Consider the following 18,465-nt stretch of genomic DNA (forward strand, 5'->3'; position numbering starts at 1 on the left):
GAAGGATAAAAACCATGACCGCACACGACACCGCCAAAGCCCCGATCATCACCGACATGCAAGTCATCCCGGTGGCCGGCCACGACGGCATGCTGCTCAATCTGAGCGGCGCTCACGGGCCGTTTTTCACCCGCAATATCGTCATCCTCAAGGACAACGCCGGCCACACCGGCGTCGGAGAAGTGCCAGGTGGCGAGCGTATTCGCCAGACCCTGGAAGACGCGCGCAGCCTGGTGGTCGGCAGCCCGATCGGCACGTATCAGAAGATCCTCAATCAAGTGCGCCAGACCTTCGCCGACCGCGATGCTGGCGGTCGTGGTCTGCAGACTTTTGACCTGCGCATCACCATCCACGCGGTGACGGGCCTCGAAGCCGCGCTGCTCGATCTGCTCGGTCAGCATCTCGATGTACCGGTGGCGGCGCTGCTCGGCGAAGGTCAGCAACGTGATGAAGTGAAGATGCTCGGTTATCTGTTTTACGTTGGCGATCAGCGCGAAACCGACCTCGCCTATCGCAGCGAACCGGACGCCGACAATGACTGGTTCCGCGTGCGTCACGAGAAGGCCATGAGCGCCGAAGCCGTGGTGCGCCTAGCCGAAGCTGCCCACGCGAAGTACGGTTTCAAGGACTTCAAGCTCAAGGGCGGCGTGCTCAGTGGCGATGCGGAAATTGAAGCGGTGACGGCGCTGGCCGAACGTTTTCCTGATGCGCGGATTACCCTCGATCCGAACGGCGCTTGGTCACTGAAAGAAGCCATTCGCTTGTGCCGCGATCAGCATCAGGTGCTCGCCTATGCCGAAGACCCGTGCGGTGCGGAAAACGGTTATTCCGGTCGAGAGGTTATGGCCGAGTTTCGTCGTGCCACGGGGCTGAAAACCGCCACCAACATGATCGCCACTGACTGGCGTGAAATGGGTCATGCGATCCAGTTGCAGTCGGTAGACATTCCGCTGGCTGACCCGCATTTCTGGACGATGCAAGGTTCGGTGCGCGTGGCGCAGATGTGCCATGAATGGGGTCTGACCTGGGGTTCGCATTCCAACAACCACTTCGATATCTCGCTGGCGATGTTCACCCATGTCGCTGCCGCCGCACCGGGCGAGATCACCGCGATCGACACCCACTGGATCTGGCAGGACGGCCAGCGGTTGACCAAGGCGCCGCTGCAAATCATCGATGGTCTGGTGCAGGTGCCTAAAAAACCGGGGCTGGGTGTCGAGCTGGACATGGACCAGGTGGCCAAGGCCCACGAACTGTATAAAGGCATGGGCCTCGGCGCGCGGGATGACAGCGTGGCGATGCAGTTTTTGATTCCGGGCTGGAAGTTCGATAACAAGCGGCCGTGTCTAGTGCGCTGATCATCAACCCAAACCGATATCCCCACAGGCTCACTTCTACTGGGAATAGGGGTTGAATCCGAGTAGCTGGTTCAACAAATGAACCTGTGGGAGCTGGCTTGCCAGCGATAGCGGTGGGTCAGCACATCGATGTTGGCCGTGCCGGCCCTATCGCTGGCAAGCCAGCTCCCACAGGGGATGATGTGAGTCATGTAGAGATTTGCAGAAGCCAGGTTTTGAACGCTGTCATCGCCGTCGTTTCAGGGCGCGACTGCAACCGCGTCAACCAATAACTCCCCGTCGTAATCTCGATCGCAAACGGCTGACAAATCGCCTCCGCCGCCAGTTGCCGGGCGAACATCAGCGGCGGCGCCAATGCCACCCCACCGCCCTGCAAAGCCGCCTCCATCATCGCCAGCGACGAGTCGAACACGATGCTTTGCGGCGGCGCAGCCTGGGTCGCCAACCCGGCCGCCTGAAACCACTCCGGCCATTCATCGGTGCGATAGGAGCGCAGCAGCGTCTGTTGCAGCAAATCCCCCGGCGATTGCAATTGCCGAGCGATCTCCGGCACGCACAACACCGACAGCGGCGCATCGAGCAAACGCGTCGCCTCAATGCCATGCCACGCCCCGGCACCGAAGCGAATGGCGTAATCCAAACCCTCAGCGGCGACATCCACGCGATTGTTGTTGGTCGACAGCCGCAAATCTATGAGCGGATGTTTCGCCCGGAAGTCCGCCAGCCTCGGCAATAGCCACCCTACGGCGAACGTACCCACCGCGCCAACGGTCAACATTTCGCGATACTGTCCGCCAGCGAGGCGTTCCAGAATCTGCGCGATGTGATCGAACGAGGTGCTCAGCACCGGCAGCAAGGTTTCACCCTCACTGGTCAGCATCAGCCCACGGGGCAGGCGTTTGAACAGGGTGACGTTGAGTTGCGCCTCAAGGCTTTTCACCTGATGGCTGACCGCCGCTTGGGTGACGCACAGCTCCACGGCCGCGCGAGTGAAACTCAAATGACGCGCGGACGCTTCAAAGGCACGCAGTGCATTCAGCGGCAATTGCGGTCGAATCATGCCCAGCCCCAAATTTTTCTAATGGCTCGTGCGAGTTTTCGTCGTTTGTCGATTGGTACCGCGCTGACTAAATTGGCGGCGCTGATCAGTCGCCCAACACAGAAATCGCCCGCAGTGTAGCGGGATAACGTCATCAACACTCATGGAGAGTGGTTCATTCATGTCATCCATTCAATCGAGCAAAGTCATTTCCTGCGCCGCTTTCGGTCTGCTCTTCGGCACCAGTGCCTGCTTCGCCGCCGTGCCCGACGATGCGCAACTGTCAGCGCTGGTCAACGCAGCGGTGACGCCGGTGATGCAGCAACAGAACGTTCCCGGCCTCACCGTAGCGCTGACCATCAACGGCAAGGCGCATTACTTTAACTACGGCGTCGCCAGCAAAGACACCGGACAAAAAGTCAGCGAAAACACCTTGTTCGAAATCGGCTCGGTGAGCAAAACCTTCACCGCCACCCTCGCCGGTTACGCCCTGGCGACCGGTAAACTCGACCTGTCGACCAAGGCCAGCCAGCTCTGGCCTGATCTGAAAGGCAGCACCTTCGACAACATCAGCGTGCTGCAACTGGGCACCTACAGCGCCGGCGGCTTGCCACTGCAATTTCCGGACAACGCGGATTCGCCTGACAAGATGCTCGGCTATTTCCAACAGTGGAAACCGGTTTATCCGGCAGGCAGTCATCGCCAGTATTCAAATCCAAGCCTTGGATTGTTCGGTTATCTGGCGGCGAAGAGCCTCGGCCAGCCGTTTGACCAAGCAATGACGCAAACCCTGCTGCCGAAACTCGGTTTGCAGCACACCTACCTCAGCGTGCCGGCCGCGCAAATGGACCTGTATGCCCAGGGCTATGACAAAAACGGCAAACCGGTGCGCGTCACGCCCGGTGCGCTGGATTCGCAGGCCTACGGGGTGAAAACCAGCGCGGTGGACATGCTGCGTTACGTGCAGGCCAACCTGAAACCTGAAACGCTGGAAGCGGTACTGCAAAAAACCATCGCCAATACCCACACCGGTTATTACACGGTTGGCGACATGACCCAAGGCCTGGGTTGGGAAATGTACCGCTACCCGATCAGTCTCGAGCGTTTGCTCGCCGGCAACTCGACGGAAATGGCCATGGAGGCGCACAAGGTGCAGTGGCTGAATCCGCCGCAACCGCAACCGGAAGATGTGTTGATAAACAAGACCGGCTCGACGGGTGGCTTCGGGACTTACGTGGCGTTTGTGCCGAGCAAGGATATTGGCATTGTGATCATGGCGAACAAGAACTTCCCGATTCCTGAGCGGGTGAAAATCGCCCATACAATTCTTAGCGCTGTTGCTGACTGAAAATCAAAAGATCGCAGCCTGCGGCAGCTCCTACATCGACCGAGTGAAAAACCCGATCCTGTAGGAGCTGCAGCAGGCTGCGATCTTTTCGCGGACAAAAAATGGGCGACCTGCTGAGGTCGCCCTTTTTTTAATCAGGCCATGCCATCAATCATCCGGCATTTCCGGCGGCTTAGACGGTTTTGCAGGCTTGGTCGGCTTTGCGCCTTTCGTACCTTTGGCCGGTTCAGGCTCGGCAGCAACTGGCGCCTGAGCCGCAGCGGCCGCTTCCTTCTCAGCCATTGGCATGGCATCAATGGTGTCAAAGATCTTCTTCAAATCCACCGACTTCGATTCGTCCCCGGAGCTTTCCAGTTTCTTCTCGCCATCCTTGCCCACCAAAATCACTTTGGGCAACGCGCCGGCGCCAAGTTTCAATGCGCGGATCAGCGCCATGGTGTCTTGCTGGCCCATGTCCTTGCCGTCGAGCTGGCCGGACATGTTGAGGATGGTGTAGACCTTGATGTTGCGGTCGGCTACGCCTTTTTTGTTCGCGGGGTCTTCCAGCGACTTTTTCAGGCTTACCCACACGGGGTCGACCGTGCTTTGTGCGATCACGATCAGCGGTCGGGCGCGGCCCATGTCCCCGGCGATGGGCGAATCGTTGTCAGCGGCGAACAAGGGGCCGGCAATCGCCAGCAAGAGTGTCAGGGTCAATGACCTGATGAGCATGCGCATCTCCTTTTGATATCCACGCTCTAATGATTGCGCATCGTGGCGATTGTTCCGGGACAACCCGGCAAATATCTTCCGCCTAGTCAGAAGCTTAGGACAGGCGCGACATTGCGCAACATATCCGAGGTGATCGCAACGCGGATTTGATTACCTTTTATGACCGCATTAGGGTGGTAGTTCTGCCCATGAAATGGAGTTCACCCGCATGCACATCGATTACCTGTGCGATCACCCCGAATTGATCGAAGAACTGGCCACGCTCAACTTCAAGGAGTGGGGCGAGTTTCGCCCCGGGCAAACCGTCGAACACCGCATCGAACACATGCGCGAATCCTGCGGCAAAGGCGCAGTGCCCAGCGTGGTGGTGGCGCTTGAAGGTTCACGTTTGCTGGGCGGCGCGCTGCTGATCGAAAGCGATCTGAAGCTGCGCCCGAACCTGACGCCATGGCTGGCGGGGGTTTATGTGAAGGCTGAGGAGCGCGGTCGCGGGATTGCTTCGCAACTGGTCGATCGAGTGGTTGCAGAAGCGGCGGCGCTAGGCGTGCCCGAGTTGTATCTGTACACCGACACGTCGCAGTCGCTGTATGCGCGACTGGGTTGGGAAGTGGTTGAAGAGCTGGTCTACGACGATTTGCCGGTGACGGTGATGAAATACGCCACCCGCCAGTAAGAACACCCGTAGGAGCTGCCGAAGGCTGCGATCTTTTGATCTTTAAAAACAACATCAAGAGATCGCAGCCTGCGGCAGCTCCTACATGAGACCGTATTTGGCGGGGCCAGATCAGAACGCCAGTTTGTAGCCGATCAGCACCAGCATCGTCGCCAGGCACGGGCGCAGCACTTCATCGGAGATGCGTCCGGTCAGGTGGCTGCCGAGCCAGATGCCTGGCAGAGAACCCACCAGCAAAAAGCCCAGCACGCCCCAATCCATGTTGCCCATGCTCGCGTGGCCGAGGCCTGCAACCAGGGTCAGCGGCACGGCGTGGGCGATTTCGGTGCCGACCAGACGCCGGGTCGGCAGCAGCGGATAGAGGATGAACAGCGCGACAGTGCCGAGGGCGCCTGCACCGATCGAGGTCAGGGCGACCATGGTGCCGAGGATCAGACCGGTGATCACAGTCATCACGTTCAGGCGCGAACCGCTCGGGTTGTAGTTGCCGCCGGCGCGTTTGTGGGCGAAGTCGAGCAAGCGTTTCTTGAAGAAGATCGCCAGCGCCGTGGCGAACAGGACGAAGCCCAATGCCTGTTTGATGATGGCGTTCATCGCGTCCGGCGCGGTGTGCAGGGTGCTGAGGAACCACAAGGTCATAGCCACCGCCGGCACGCTGCCGAGGGTCAGCCAACCGGTGATGGCCCAGTCGATGTTCTTGTTTTTGCGATGGACGAGTACGCCACTGGATTTGGTAATGGCGGCGTACAGCAGGTCAGTGCCCACCGCCGTTGCCGGGTTGATGCCGAACCACAGCAGGATCGGCGTCATCAACGAACCACCGCCGACACCGGTCATGCCGACAATAAAACCCACCACCAGCCCGGCAATCACCAGGCCGAAATTTGCCAATTCCATTAAACCGTCCAGAAAAACGACAGGAAAAATCTGGCCCGCAGCATAGCGATTTTTCTTATAACCACATATATCGATGCGGTCTATCGTTATGCCATATCGACCTCACCATCGCTTTACTGTAGGAGTGAGCCTGCTCGCGATAGCGGTGTTTCAGTCACTGAGTTCGTCACTGATAGACCGCTATCGCGAGCAGGCTCACTCCTACAGGGGATTTTTGGTGAGCCTTAGATCAGTGCACCCTTCGGCCAGGTTTGAAGCTGTGGTTTTTGTTGGCCCACACCGTGGCCAGCGCAATCAGCGACAGAATCAGCAACGCCCACGGAAACGACATCGCCCCCGCCCGATCCAGCAACAACCCGCCAAACAACCCGCCCCCGGCAATCGCCACGTTCCAAGAGGTGGTGAGCATCGCCTGCACCACATCGACGTGATCACCTGCCGAGTCCGCCGCCGAGGTCAGCAGCAACGTGGCCGAACCGCCAAACGACAATCCCCACACCGCCATGCAGGTATAAATGATCAGCGGCGACGACGCTGCCAACGCCAGAACCAGCGCCGTCAGCGCAAACACCGCGAGGCTGATCAACGTCAGCCAGCGCAACCAGCGATCCACCAGCAGACCGATGATCCAGATCCCACCCAGCGAACACAGGCCAAATACCAGCAGCACCAAATCGACCCGATCGGCGAGCCCGGCCTGCATCAGAAATGGCGCGATGTAGGTGTAGAGAATGTTGTGCCCGAGCATCCACGTCAGCACCACGAACAACACCGGTCGCACACCCGGCAGGCGCAGCGATTCGAGCAACGGCAGACGCTCCTCGCTGGTTTGCCCCGGACGATCCGGCACGGCGATAACAATCCACGCGGCCAGCACCAGAGCCAGCGCCGACATGATCCCGAACGACGCACGCCAGCCGATCAGATTGCCCAGCCACGTCCCCGCCGGCGTGCCCAGTGACAGCGCCACCGGGGTGCCAAGCATGGCAATCGCCAGTGCTCGACCCTGTTGATGCACCGGCACAATGCCGCGCGCATACCCGGCCATGATCCCCCACGACAACCCCGCCGCCATCCCGGCGAGAAAGCGCGAGGCGAGGGTCAAACCGTAATGGCTGGAGAACGTGGTGACGGTGTTGAACAACAGAAACCCGCCGACCGTCATCAATAACACCCGCCGTCGCGGCCAGCCGCGTGTGGCGACGGTCAGCGGAATCGCCGCGACAATCGAACCCAGTGCATACAGCGTCACCAGTTGCCCGGCGAGTACTTCACTGACGTTGAGCCCGGCACCGATTTGCGGCAGCAGCCCGGCGGGCAGGGTCTCGGTGAGAATGGCGATGAACCCGGTCATGGCGAACGCCAGCAACGCGGCATAGGGTAGTTTGTCCGCACGGGCGGTGCGGTCGACGCGGCTGAAATCGGCGCTTGCAGGGTCGGTCATGACGGGAGCGGCTCCATTTTGATCAATAGCGGCGTCGGATTGTATACAAAAAATAGGCGCACCATTTGATCAATGTGGGAGCGAGCCTGCTCGCGAATGAGGTGGACCAGTCAACTCTTCAGCGCCTGAAGGAACGCTTTCGCGAGCAGGCTCGCTCCCACATTGGATCTCTGCCCACCACAAAAACTTGTGGGAGCTGGCTTGCCAGCGATGAGGCCAGGCCAGGCAACATAGTTTTGCCTGACCCACCGCCATCGCTGGCAAGCCAGCTCCCACAGGTTTTGTGCTGCATTGATGATCACCGCCCCAACCGAACTCACTGCACCGGCAAGAAATTCAGGAACAACAAACTCTGCGCGTAGTTAAGGCCGATCCGCCGATAACGCTCATCAAGCATCTGCGTGATCAGGTCCAGCCGCGCGACGATTTTGCCGAACTCGGTGGCGAAGCTCAGGTTGCTGCCCTCCTCCGAGATCTCATTGGAAAACAGCAGCGGCTGCCCTTCCTTGTTCTGCCGCTGGGACAAGATCCACGTGGCTTTTTCGATATTGCGTGCAGCGTTGTGAACGAACGTCGGGTTGATCGCATCGGTCATGTAGAACTCAGTGCGATTGCCATGGGCGGTGACCAGCATGCTGCCGATGGCATAGATGAACGCGCCGACACGGTCGCCGAGAAACTCCGGACTCATCGCATAGCTGAGCGCCGCCAAATCTTTTCGACCGCCAAGCACCGGCAACGGCTGTTGCTGCTCCACGGCCATCCGCACCTGCTTCACAGCGGCATGGATGTTGAGAAACCCTGACTTGCGCAGCTCGTCCGGGTTGCGCAGGTACAGCTTGGCTTGCAAGCGATAGAGGCTGCTGAGGTTGTCGCGCATCGCCAACGTGGCCATGCGGTCGACGCTGGTCTGCAGGAACTCCTGCGGCTTCCCTTCACGCATCTGATTGAAGAAACCATTGCCGTCCTGGTGACTGCAACCGCTGAACAGCAGCGACGACAAACAGGCCAGCAACAGGCACGGGCGGCGGAAAAAAGCGGCGATCAGGGCAAAAGCTCTCGGCATGAAATCTCGAACAGGCACATTCCTGTGCGGCGGGAGTCACCGCATCCTGGCCATGGATAGAGCCGCCGATTGCGAAAAAGTGCAGTGGTGCGCACGACCAGCCGACCTTCGGCAATGTTTGCCCAACCAATTAGTCTGTCTTTATTGTTGAAATAAACGATTAATCAACTATAAATCTTCACTGCACACACAAATAGCATGACTAGTTATCCTGTAGGAGCTGCCGAAGGCTGCGATCTTTTGACGTTGGGGTTTAGAAGCAAGATCAAAAGATCGCAGCCTTCGGCGGCTCCTACACGGCATCGGCGCCATTTTGAAAACAACAACAAAAAGGAAGGTCAACCATGCTTCAATCCCGTCACCTGCTCTCCGGCCTCGGACTGTCCCTGATGATCGCCACCCTCTCCGCCAACGCGGCCGGCCTCAGCGCCGAACACAAAGCTTTCGGCAAAACCAATGACGGCACGCCCGTCGAGCAATACATCCTGCGCAACAGCCACGGCATGCAAGCCACCGTCATCACCTACGGCGCGACCCTGCAATCGCTGAAAGTCGCCGACAAGCACGGCAAGTTCGACGACGTCGTGCTCGGCTTCGATGATGTCCAGGGTTACCAGAAAGGCACCGCCTACTTCGGCGCAACCATCGGCCGCTTCGGCAATCGCCTCGCCGAAGGTGCCTTCGAACTCGACGGCAAGCGCTATCAAGTGCCGCAGAACGATAAGACCAACGCGCTGCACGGCGGCCCGCAGGGCTTCGACAAGAAAGTCTGGAAAGCCCAGGAAACCAAGGACAAGGATTCGGTCGGCGTGACCCTGACCTATCTGTCGGCGGACGGCGAAATGGGTTTCCCCGGCAACCTCACCACCGAGGTGACTTATCGCCTCACCGACAACAACGAGCTGCGCATCGACTACAAGGCCAGCACCGACAAACCGACCGTGCTCAACCTGACCAACCACAGCTATTTCAACCTCGCCGGCGCTGGTAATGGCGACATTCTCAAACAGGTCGCCACCCTGCACGCCAGCCATTACACCCCGGTCACCGCCAAACTGATCCCGACCGGCGAACTGGCACCCGTGGCGGGCACGCCGATGGACTTCAGCAAACCGACGGAGATCGGCACGCACATCAAAGCGGATCATCCGCAGCTAAAATTCGCTGAGCCGAAACAGGGTGGGTTTGATTTCAACTGGGCGCTGGATACCAAGGGCGATATCGGCAAAGTTGCTACTGAGGTGAGTGACCCGCAGTCCGGTCGTGTGCTGCAGTTGTTCACCACGGAGCCGGGTGTGCAGTTCTATACCAGCAACTTCCTCGACGGCACCGTCAAGGGCAAGGGTGGCAAGGTCTATCCGCACTGGGGCGCGTTTACCCTGGAGACTCAGCACTATCCGGATTCACCGAATCAACCGGACTTCCCGAGTACTCGGCTTGATCCGGGGCAGGCTTACAGCCACAGCGTGGTGTTGAAGTTCTCCGCAAAATAACTCGCCCCGCCGTACCTGATCGTTCCCACGCGCAGCAAAGGAATGCCTCAAGGGACGCTCCGCGTTCCAGCTCGCGAAGGGACGCGGAGCGTCCCGGGCTGCATTCCCACGCAGAGCGTGGGAACGATCTGGTCTATCCTGCTGCCCACTAAAAGGTATCGACACATTCAGCAAGGAGGTTTGCATGCGTACCCTCGAACTGGCCGGCGTCCAGGTTCCAATCATTGGCCAAGGCACCTGGCGCATGGGTGAAGACCGCTCGGCGCACAAGCGTGAAGTGGCGGCGCTGCGCACGGGGATCGAGCTGGGCATGACCCTGATCGACACGGCGGAAATGTACGCCGAGGGCGGCGCCGAAAGCGTGGTTGGCGAAGCCATTGCCGGTCTGCGCGATCAGGTGTTTCTGGTGAGCAAGGTCTACCCGCACAACGCCAGCCGCAAAGGCATCCCGCAGGCCTGCGAGCGCAGTCTGCGGCGGCTCGACACCGATTACATCGACCTCTATCTGTTGCATTGGCGCGGCCAGTATCCGCTGGAAGAAACCGTCGAAGCCTTTGAACGCCTGTGCGAGGACGGCAAGATCGGCCGTTGGGGCGTGTCGAATTTCGATGTCGACGATCTCGAAGAACTCTCCAGTTCGGTCTGCGCGACCAATCAGGTGCTCTACAACCTCGAAGAGCGCGGTATCGAATTCGATCTGCTGCCGTGGTGCCAACACCAGCGCATGCCGCTGATGGCTTACTGCCCGATTGGCCAAGGCGGCGCGATGCTGGCTGAACCGCTGATGAATGAGATTGCCGCTCGTCATGGCGTAACCCCCGCACAGGTTTCGCTGGCGTGGATTCTGCGTCAGGATGGTGTGATTGCGATTCCCAAGGCTGTGCGACCGGAACACGTGCAACTCAATGCACAAGCCGCGCAACTGCAACTGGAGGCCGGGGATCTGGCGGCGCTGGACCAGGTTTTTAAAGCGCCACAACGCAAGCAGCGGCTGGCCATGGTCTGAGCCGCCGACTGGCGAGGGCTTCGCGATGAGAAGCACAGATCAGTACGACCCGTTCAACCTGCAACGTTTTGTCCAGGCCCAGGACCCGGTGTTCGAGCGCGTGCAACGCGAACTTGATGAGGGCCGCAAACGCAGCCACTGGATGTGGTTTGTCTTTCCGCAGTTCGCCGGCCTGGGCGGCAGTGAAATGTCCCGGCGCTTCGCCATCGGTTCAGCCGAGGAAGCCCGGGCCTATCTGGCCCACGAGCTGCTCGGCGCGCGCCTGCGTACCTGCACGCAGTTAGTGCTGAAGGTGAAACAGCGCTCGATCGCGGAGATTTTCGGCCATCCCGATGACCTGAAGTTTCATTCCTCGATGACCCTGTTTGCTCAGTTCGCCGCTGAAGACAGCGTGTTCACTCAAGCGCTGGAGCGCTATTTTCACGGCATTCTCGATGAATGGACGCTGCAATTGCTCGACTCAAAACAGGCCCAGTTGCCCCCCGATCAGGGTTGAGAAATCGTCGTCGACAAACGGCAGAATCGCATCCGCCACCGGTTGCAGTTGCCGTGTGATGTAGTGGTCGTAGTCGATGGCGGCGCGGCGCACTTCCAAAGGCTCCGGGCCGGCCAGGGTGATGACGTAGCTGATCCAGCCGCCGTTCTGGTATTGCCGTGGGCGCCCGTGCTGGGCGTTGTAGTCGTCGGCCAGCCGCGCCGCACGCACATGCGGCGGTACGTTGCGCTCGTAATCGTCGAGGGTGCGGCGCAGGCGTTTGCGGTACACCAGCCGATCATCGAATTCGCCGGCAAGGGTTTTGCGCACGTAGTCGCGCACGTAATCCTGATAGGGCTTGCGCTGGAAAATCCGCTCGTAGAGTTCCTGCTGAAATTGCCGGGCCAGCAGCGACCAATCGGTGCGCACGGTTTCCAGACCTTTGTAGACCATTTCATCGCTGCCGTCGGCGCGGGTGACGAGGCCGGCGTAGCGTTTCTTGCTGCCCTCCTCGGCACCGCGAATGGTCGGCATCAGGAAGCGTTTGTAGTGAATTTCGAATTGCAGTTCGAGGGCGCTTTCCAGTCCGTACTCCTCCCGCACATGTTCGCGCCACCAATCGTTGACGTGCTTGACCAGTGCATGACCGATGTTCGCCGCCTCTTCCTGCCCGTGCGGACGACGCAGCCAGACGAAGGTCGAATCGGTGTCGCCGTAAATCACCGCGTGGCCCTGCTCTTCAATCAACTTGCGCGTGCGCAGCATGATCTCGTGACCACGCAAGGTGATCGATGAAGCCAGCCGCGTATCGAAGAAGCGACAACCGCTGGAGCCGAGCACGCCGTAGAAGGCGTTCATGATGATTTTCAGCGCTTGCGACAACGGTGCGTTGTGCTCACGCTTGGCGGTCTCACGCCCCTCGGCGACACGTGAGACGATCGCTGGCAGGCAATGGCGAGTACGCGAGAAACGCGCGCCACGGAAACCCGGCACGGAATCGGCGTCATCCGGGTGTTGCAGGCCTTCGATCAGGCCCACCGGGTCGATCAGAAAGGTGCGTATGATCGACGGATACAGGCTCTTGTAATCGAGCACCAGCACCGATTCATACAGGCCCGGCTGTGAGTCCATGACGAAGCCGCCGGGGCTGGCCTGCGGGGGATTGGTGCCGAGGTTCGGCGCGACAAACCCCTGACGATGCATCAACGGCATGTACAGATGCGTGAACGCCGCCACCGAGCCGCCGCTGCGATCGGCCGGCAGCCCGGTGACGCTGGCGCGTTCGAGCAAAAAGGTCAGCAATTCAGTCTTGGCGAAGATCCGCGTGACCAGTTCGCAGTCCTTGAGGTTGTACTTGGCCAGCGCCGGTTTGTCCTCGGCGAACATGCGGTTGATTTCGTCCATGCGCTGGTACGGGTTGTCGATGGACTTGCCTTCGCCGAGCAGGGTCTGCGCGACGTTTTCCAGACTGAACGACGGGAAGCTCCAGGTCGCTGAACGCAGCGACTCGATGCCATCGATGATCAGCCGCCCCGCCGCCGAGGCGAAGTAGTGATTACGGCTGCCATGTTCGCGCCATTGCATCTCTTCGCCGCCACGGCCGATCTTCAGCGGCACGCCGAGGCGCCGTGCGTGTTCGTGGAGGATGCGCAAATCGAACTGCACAACGTTCCAGCCAATGATCGCGTCAGGATCGTGGCGGGCGAACCAGTCGTTGAGCTTCTTCAGAATGATGGTGCGCGAGTCGCAGTATTCGAGGTCGAAATCGACGATGCTGTCGTCGCCATTCGGCGCGCCAAGCATGTACACCTGACGCTCGCCACAGCCTTCGAGCGCGATGGAGTACAGCTCGCCGGTTTCGGTAGTCTCGATGTCCAGCGAGACCAGGCGCAGCTTCGGTCGGTAATCGGGGTCAGGTTTGAGCTGGGCGTTGAGCAACACGCCGTCGGCATCGGGCGTGCCGCTGAACTGCACCGGCGCAGTGATGAAGCGCTCCATCAGGTAGCGTTCCGGCGGGCGTACATCGGCTTCGTAGACGTCGACCCCATTGCGGTTGAGCGCGGTTTCCAGGCGCATCAATTGGCCGTGTTGCTGGCAATACAGACCGAGCACCGGGCGATGCTCGAAATCCTGCAGGGCCAGCAGGCGCAGTTCGACATTCTTCTCGCCATGCAGCAGGCGTTCGGCCGCTTCGCGCTGCTCAGCGGGGATAAACGCCACCGACGGCTGATGCGGCAAACGCACACGACGGGGCCCGGCGTCAGTCGCCAGCCAGAACTCGACTTCGGTGCCGGCCGGGGTATCGCGCCAATGCCGGGTCAGGACGAAGCCCTGCGGTAAATCCACCACTGCAACCTCAGGAATTGAATCAGAGGGGCATTCTACGCGGCATTGCGTGGGATGACCCTGGCGATAAATCGGCGTCAACCACGGAAAAAACCGGCGAATGACGTTTTTTGCGTGTTATCTGCCGCTTTGCCACCTTGCCCTGCGCGCTTGCGTCTACGATGCTTGGAGAACAACGACAACACCTGAGTAACCACCATGAAGACCGTCGCCCAACTGCTCAAGCTCAAAGATCAGAAAAATCAGGAAGTGCACCAGATCAAGCCTGATCACATGGTGCTCGAAGCGCTGATGAAGATGGCCGAGAAAAACGTCGGCGCCTTGCTGGTGGTCGAAGACGATAAGGTGGTCGGCATCATCAGTGAACGCGATTACGCACGCAAACTGGTGCTGCATGGCCGCTCATCCGTGGGCACGCCGGTGCGCGACATCATGGTGGCGAACGTGATCACCGTCGACACCCACCAAACTGTCGACACCTGCCTGGGCATCATGTCGGACAAACGCCTGCGGCACTTGCCAGTGGTGGAGAACGGCAAGTTGATCGGCTTGCTGTCGATCGGTGACCTGGTCAAGGAAGCGATTGCCGAACAGGCAGAGCTGATCAAGCAACTGGAGCAGTACATCCGCGGGGAATAATCCCCGTCCTCCTCATGATCGTTCCCACGCTCCGCGTGGGAACGATCATCGTCGGTCAGGACGGCCAATGCCGGGCGAAGACCGGTGCCAGCACCGGATGCCGGTCAATCCGCTGCAGCCACGCATAAAACCCCGGTCGCGTCTGGCGCAAATGCTCGCGACTGCCCGCCCAGCGTGTCACCACCGCCGCCAGCACATCCAACGCCCCCGGCGTTTCGTCATCCAGATACAGCTCGGCGGAAAACTGGTCGGCAAACACCTCCCAACTCCAGTGCAAACGCTCGCGCGCGCCGGCGACCAGATTCTGCCGCGAGGCTTCGTCGGGCATCAGCAGCCAGCGCTCCGGATAATCGATGACGCCGATCGCCGCGTAGCAGTTGCTGACGATGTAGACCAGACCGCGAATCGCCTGATCACGATCCTCTGCTTTGGCAGGCAGCAAAGCGGACTTGGGAAACGTCAGCCCCAAGTGAATCAGGATCGCCGCGCTCTCGGTGATGGCGCCGCCATCGGGCAGTTGCAAGGTCGGTATCTGCTTGAGCGGATTGAGCTGCGCCAACGCCTCGGCAGCTTCGGTGCTGGCTTCGACATCAATGAAACGGTAAGCGATCTGGCACAGCTCCAGCGCCGCTTCGATGGCCGCCGCGCCTGAATTTCTGTGCCCATAGAGCTGGTACATATCCAATCCCCCCGAAAAGACCATTGCCACAGGGTAGATGGCTGTAGCGTGGATGTAGAAATAATCTGCCTGTGTATCGGCTTTGGCACGGTTTTCCCATGCACTCGCGACTTGCGAATTCAAACCTCGCAAAACAGCGCTTGCGGTGCCCATCCCGCACCAAGAGCAATCATCGAACGTTATCCGCGTTCTTGTAAGGTGCGATACCGAACCAAAAGTTCGCGTATCCGAGCTGGCAACAGGAGTTCACCGCGTGAATCTTCAAACGCTCTGCCGCATCACAGCCTCTTTGCATTTATCCGTTCGCCGCCGAGTTCATCCGAACAGTCCCGGCTGCCTTCACACTTACTTTATTACCTGACACTTCGACAGCGCACTGCGTTCGGCAATGAGTTATTGGCCGACGGCAGCGTGCTATTTATTTTTTAAATAAGACTCGGACAGTTATTGCACAAGCGCAGTGTGCATTGAACGACAGCAGGATTGTCGAACAATAACTTTCAGCATCATTACAAGTGCACCAAAACTGCTCCACAGCTTTTAACTATTCAGTAGTTCAAACAGTGATTTCATTTAAACAACAACAAGGAACATGCCCCGTGAGCCGCTAAAACATTGACCCGCACCAATTCGGTCCGCCGCGCACCAGCAAGTGCCCTGGCCGCAAGCCAGGCCGCCGCTCTATCCCGCCGATCAGCGTGATATGGCGCACAGCCTGACTCGCCTGTGAAAAAGCTCCCTCGACCGGAGTAACGGCAATCTGCGCGCCATGGAAAAACCCCGACAAGGGTAAAACTTATATAAATGCGACATGGGTAACACTCATGAAATACGCACTCTACATTTCAGCAACATGTGGCACAGCGGTTGCTATGTGTAACAAGCATGAGACACCGACCGTTGTCTTACGTAATAGAAGAACAACCAGGGAATGGCTAATGAACAGTCGAAGTCGATGACGCCAAGCCAGTAAGTTTGCACAAGCCTTGTTAACCGGATAGTTCAACTATCGGCTTCTGCTCACCTTGAAGAAAGTTGCACCCACCCACTCGAACATCTCCTGGATGTTCGGACGGCACCTTATTGCCCTTCATCAACCCGAGGGAGCTTTAATGAACGATGCGGTAAAGCACAGAACCCTGCCGGGGTCGTTGCGGGAAGCGCCAATTCCGCCGCCTCCGGGCAGGCCGGCGTTTAAAGCCAACACTTCGCAACCCGGCGGTCTGAATAAACAGCAGATGGTGTTGCTGGTCGCTGTGTCGGCACTGATACATGGCGGCGCCTGGTGGTTTCTCCAGCAATCCAAAACAGAGCCATTGCCAACGCCACCGCAGATTCCGGAAATGACCGTCGAGCTGACCAGCCCGACGCCACCGGCACCGCCCACACCGGAACCGCCACCACCGCCGCCTCCGCCACCGCCGCCGGAACCGGAACAACCGGTGGAAGACGAGGATGCGGTCAAACCACCGCCGAAACCGGTGGAGAAACCCAAGCCGATCGAAAAACCGAAACCGGTCGAGAAGCCGAAACCGGTGAAAAAGGTCGAGCCACCGAAAGCGCCACCGGCGCCGGCACAACCGGCGGCTCCTGCTGCCCCGGCCACCCCGAGCGCGCCACCGGCTCCTGCCGCCGCGCCGGGTCCGGTCAAGGAGTCGGCAGCGATTTCCGGTCTCGCCAGCCTTGGCAACCCGCCGCCGGAATACCCGTCGCTGGCACTGCGGCGCAACTGGGAAGGCAGCGTGGTACTGCGCATTCAGGTACTCGCCAACGGCCGCGCCGGTTCGGTGACGGTGACCAAATCCAGCGGCAAACCGCAACTGGATGACGCTGCTGTTGCCGCCGTGAAGAACTGGAAATTCATTCCGGCCAAACGCGGTGACACGCCGATTGACGGCTTCGCCACCCAGACCATCGATTTCAAATTGCCGCAATAACCGAACGCTCAATCAACGCACAACCGAATAACGCAAGCGAGGTGTCACCATGAACGATTTGTCTTCGATGATTGTCCCCGGCGTGCTCTGGGGTCTGGTGCTGTTTTCCGTGGTCAGCTGGGCGATCCTGCTGGTCAAGTCGGCGCAGTACCTGCGGCAGAAAGCGCAGAACAAACAATTCAGCAAAGCCTTCTGGGGCGCGCCGGATCTGCTCACCGCCGCCGAACACGCCAGCCAGTATCCGGGCGCGCTGGCGCGTATCGCCAGCAGCGGTTTCGAAGCGCTGCTGGTGGAAGATTCGCCGCGTACCACCCAGCAATTGGCGCACACCATCAACCGTTCGGATCGCCTGGAACGCAACCTGCGCCAGCAGATCCAGAAGGAACGTCGCTCCCTGGAAAACGGTCAGGCGATCCTCGCCAGTATTGGCAGCACCGCGCCGTTCATTGGTTTGTTCGGCACCGTGTGGGGAATCATGGAAGCGCTGAAAAGCATCGGCGAAACAGGCTCGGCCAGCCTTGAAGCGGTCGCCGGTCCCATCGGTCACGCGTTGATCGCCACCGGCGTCGGTATCGCTGTCGCCGTACCGGCGGTACTGATTTACAACTTCTTCCTGCGCCGTTTGAAACTCGCCTCGGCAGACATGGATGACTTCGCCCACGACTTCGACGCCCTCGCCTCGCGCAGTGCGTTTTCCATCAGCCGTCAGGCCATCGCCAGCAAAACCACGGCCGCCGTGCGGGAGGCCAGCTGATGTCCTTTTCCACTCAAGACAGCGATGAAGTGCTCAGCGAAATGAACGTCACGCCACTGGTCGACGTGATGCTCGTGCTGCTGGTGGTGTTCATCGTCACCGCACCGCTGATGACCAACGCGATCAAGGTCAACCTGCCGAAAACCGACGCCGTCGCCCCCGCCGAGAAGAAGGATCCGGTGGTGGTCAGCGTCGATCAGGACGGCAAGTTCTATCTGGCCAAGACCGAGCTGGCCCCGGAATCACTGGAAGCCAACCTCAAAGAGGTCAAGGCCAAGGACAGCGAAGTGCGCGTGCAGTTGCAGGCCGACTCCGCCGTCAATTACGGCCAGGTGGCCAAGGCCATGGCGTCTATCGAACGCTCGGGCATTACCAAAATATCGGTGATGACCACCCACTGAGTGCGGTGCCGGCCGCGTACTGAAAACACGCGTCCGGCACCGCTGACCGAATCCCGTCGTAAACGGCCGACCGAAAAAACGCCACGCGTCTTCGGAGGGGATCGGCTTGCTTGAAGAAAGTGGTTTTCCGCACGCGGTATCACCGATAGCGGAGCAATGAGGGGCTCACAAGGCCAATTCGATAACGTCTAAAAAGTCG

Annotated in this window: 17 protein-coding genes; 10 read left to right on the forward strand and 7 right to left on the reverse strand. The window is 59.5% G+C overall.

Annotated elements, in window-relative coordinates:
• The first annotated feature begins 14 nt into the window (after window positions 1-14).
• The gene (gudD, locus tag J0G10_RS19860) at window positions 15-1,358 is read left to right on the forward strand and encodes a glucarate dehydratase (RefSeq protein WP_095050836.1); all 1,344 of its coding nucleotides are present in this window, start codon (window positions 15-17) and stop codon (window positions 1,356-1,358) included.
• A gap of 187 nt (window positions 1,359-1,545) precedes the next feature.
• Here the strand turns inward: gudD and J0G10_RS19865 are convergent, their stop codons facing one another.
• The gene (locus J0G10_RS19865; protein WP_220556527.1) at window positions 1,546-2,418 is read right to left on the reverse strand and encodes a LysR family transcriptional regulator; all 873 of its coding nucleotides are present in this window, start codon (window positions 2,416-2,418) and stop codon (window positions 1,546-1,548) included.
• 160 nt (window positions 2,419-2,578) lie between these two features.
• On the opposite strand from J0G10_RS19865, the gene ampC reads away from it, so the two are divergent.
• On the forward strand, window positions 2,579-3,745 hold the full coding sequence (gene ampC / locus J0G10_RS19870; RefSeq protein ID WP_220556528.1) for a class C beta-lactamase: 1,167 nt from the start codon (window positions 2,579-2,581) through the stop codon (window positions 3,743-3,745).
• Between the two features lie 147 nt (window positions 3,746-3,892).
• Here the strand turns inward: ampC and J0G10_RS19875 are convergent, their stop codons facing one another.
• Window positions 3,893-4,456 (reverse strand): DUF4174 domain-containing protein, encoded by a 564-nt coding sequence (locus tag J0G10_RS19875; RefSeq protein ID WP_095050839.1) that lies wholly within the window; start codon window positions 4,454-4,456, stop codon window positions 3,893-3,895.
• A 208-nt stretch (window positions 4,457-4,664) separates the two neighbouring features.
• Here J0G10_RS19875 and J0G10_RS19880 point away from each other — a divergent pair, with 208 nt between their 5' ends.
• Window positions 4,665-5,129 (forward strand): GNAT family N-acetyltransferase, encoded by a 465-nt coding sequence (locus J0G10_RS19880; protein WP_095050840.1) that lies wholly within the window; start codon window positions 4,665-4,667, stop codon window positions 5,127-5,129.
• A gap of 111 nt (window positions 5,130-5,240) precedes the next feature.
• On the opposite strand, the gene J0G10_RS19885 is transcribed toward J0G10_RS19880, so the two are convergent.
• From J0G10_RS19885 to J0G10_RS19895, 3 genes are all read right to left on the reverse strand, one after another.
• Window positions 5,241-6,026 (reverse strand): sulfite exporter TauE/SafE family protein, encoded by a 786-nt coding sequence (locus J0G10_RS19885; protein WP_034154648.1) that lies wholly within the window; start codon window positions 6,024-6,026, stop codon window positions 5,241-5,243.
• 229 nt (window positions 6,027-6,255) lie between these two features.
• Window positions 6,256-7,470: an MFS transporter gene (locus tag J0G10_RS19890; protein ID WP_220556529.1), complete on the reverse strand. Its 1,215-nt coding sequence runs from the start codon at window positions 7,468-7,470 to the stop codon at window positions 6,256-6,258.
• A 316-nt stretch (window positions 7,471-7,786) separates the two neighbouring features.
• Window positions 7,787-8,536 carry a hypothetical protein gene (locus J0G10_RS19895; protein ID WP_095051023.1) on the reverse strand — a complete coding sequence of 250 codons (750 nt, stop codon included), beginning with the start codon at window positions 8,534-8,536 and terminating at the stop codon, window positions 7,787-7,789.
• A gap of 344 nt (window positions 8,537-8,880) precedes the next feature.
• On the opposite strand from J0G10_RS19895, the gene J0G10_RS19900 reads away from it, so the two are divergent.
• The 3 genes from J0G10_RS19900 (at window position 8,881) to J0G10_RS19910 (ending at window position 11,531) form a co-directional block, all read left to right on the forward strand.
• Window positions 8,881-10,029 carry an aldose epimerase family protein gene (locus J0G10_RS19900; RefSeq protein WP_095051022.1) on the forward strand — a complete coding sequence of 383 codons (1,149 nt, stop codon included), beginning with the start codon at window positions 8,881-8,883 and terminating at the stop codon, window positions 10,027-10,029.
• A 184-nt stretch (window positions 10,030-10,213) separates the two neighbouring features.
• Window positions 10,214-11,035 (forward strand): aldo/keto reductase, encoded by an 822-nt coding sequence (locus tag J0G10_RS19905; protein WP_220556530.1) that lies wholly within the window; start codon window positions 10,214-10,216, stop codon window positions 11,033-11,035.
• Between the two features lie 25 nt (window positions 11,036-11,060).
• A complete protein-coding gene (locus tag J0G10_RS19910) occupies window positions 11,061-11,531 on the forward strand; it encodes a DUF1810 domain-containing protein (protein WP_095051020.1) in 471 nt (156 codons plus the stop codon).
• Here the strand turns inward: J0G10_RS19910 and J0G10_RS19915 are convergent.
• Window positions 11,496-13,856: a DNA polymerase II gene (locus J0G10_RS19915; RefSeq protein WP_177409298.1), complete on the reverse strand. Its 2,361-nt coding sequence runs from the start codon at window positions 13,854-13,856 to the stop codon at window positions 11,496-11,498. The two genes, J0G10_RS19910 and J0G10_RS19915, sit on opposite strands and share 36 nt — an antisense overlap.
• A 198-nt stretch (window positions 13,857-14,054) precedes the next feature.
• Between J0G10_RS19915 and J0G10_RS19920 the strand changes: the two genes are divergently transcribed.
• A complete protein-coding gene (locus tag J0G10_RS19920) occupies window positions 14,055-14,495 on the forward strand; it encodes a CBS domain-containing protein (protein ID WP_008084932.1) in 441 nt (146 codons plus the stop codon).
• Window positions 14,496-14,550: 55 nt separating this feature from the next.
• Here J0G10_RS19920 and J0G10_RS19925 read toward each other — a convergent pair whose 3' ends face one another.
• Window positions 14,551-15,174 carry a glutathione S-transferase gene (locus J0G10_RS19925; RefSeq protein ID WP_095051018.1) on the reverse strand — a complete coding sequence of 208 codons (624 nt, stop codon included), beginning with the start codon at window positions 15,172-15,174 and terminating at the stop codon, window positions 14,551-14,553.
• Window positions 15,175-16,286: 1,112 nt separating this feature from the next.
• Between J0G10_RS19925 and J0G10_RS19930 the strand changes: the two genes are divergently transcribed.
• The 3 genes from J0G10_RS19930 to J0G10_RS19940 all read left to right on the forward strand — a co-directional run bounded on the left by J0G10_RS19930 (window position 16,287) and on the right by J0G10_RS19940 (window position 18,266).
• On the forward strand, window positions 16,287-17,111 hold the full coding sequence (locus tag J0G10_RS19930; RefSeq protein WP_095051017.1) for an energy transducer TonB: 825 nt from the start codon (window positions 16,287-16,289) through the stop codon (window positions 17,109-17,111).
• A gap of 67 nt (window positions 17,112-17,178) precedes the next feature.
• Window positions 17,179-17,865 carry a MotA/TolQ/ExbB proton channel family protein gene (locus J0G10_RS19935; protein WP_371857721.1) on the forward strand — a complete coding sequence of 229 codons (687 nt, stop codon included), beginning with the start codon at window positions 17,179-17,181 and terminating at the stop codon, window positions 17,863-17,865.
• A complete protein-coding gene (locus tag J0G10_RS19940) occupies window positions 17,865-18,266 on the forward strand; it encodes an ExbD/TolR family protein (RefSeq protein WP_220556531.1) in 402 nt (133 codons plus the stop codon). Before J0G10_RS19935 ends, J0G10_RS19940 begins: the two co-directional genes overlap by 1 nt.
• Window positions 18,267-18,465 lie beyond the last annotated feature (199 nt).

Source organism: Pseudomonas germanica, from assembly GCF_019614655.1.
Lineage (GTDB): Bacteria > Pseudomonadota > Gammaproteobacteria > Pseudomonadales > Pseudomonadaceae > Aquipseudomonas > Aquipseudomonas neuropathica.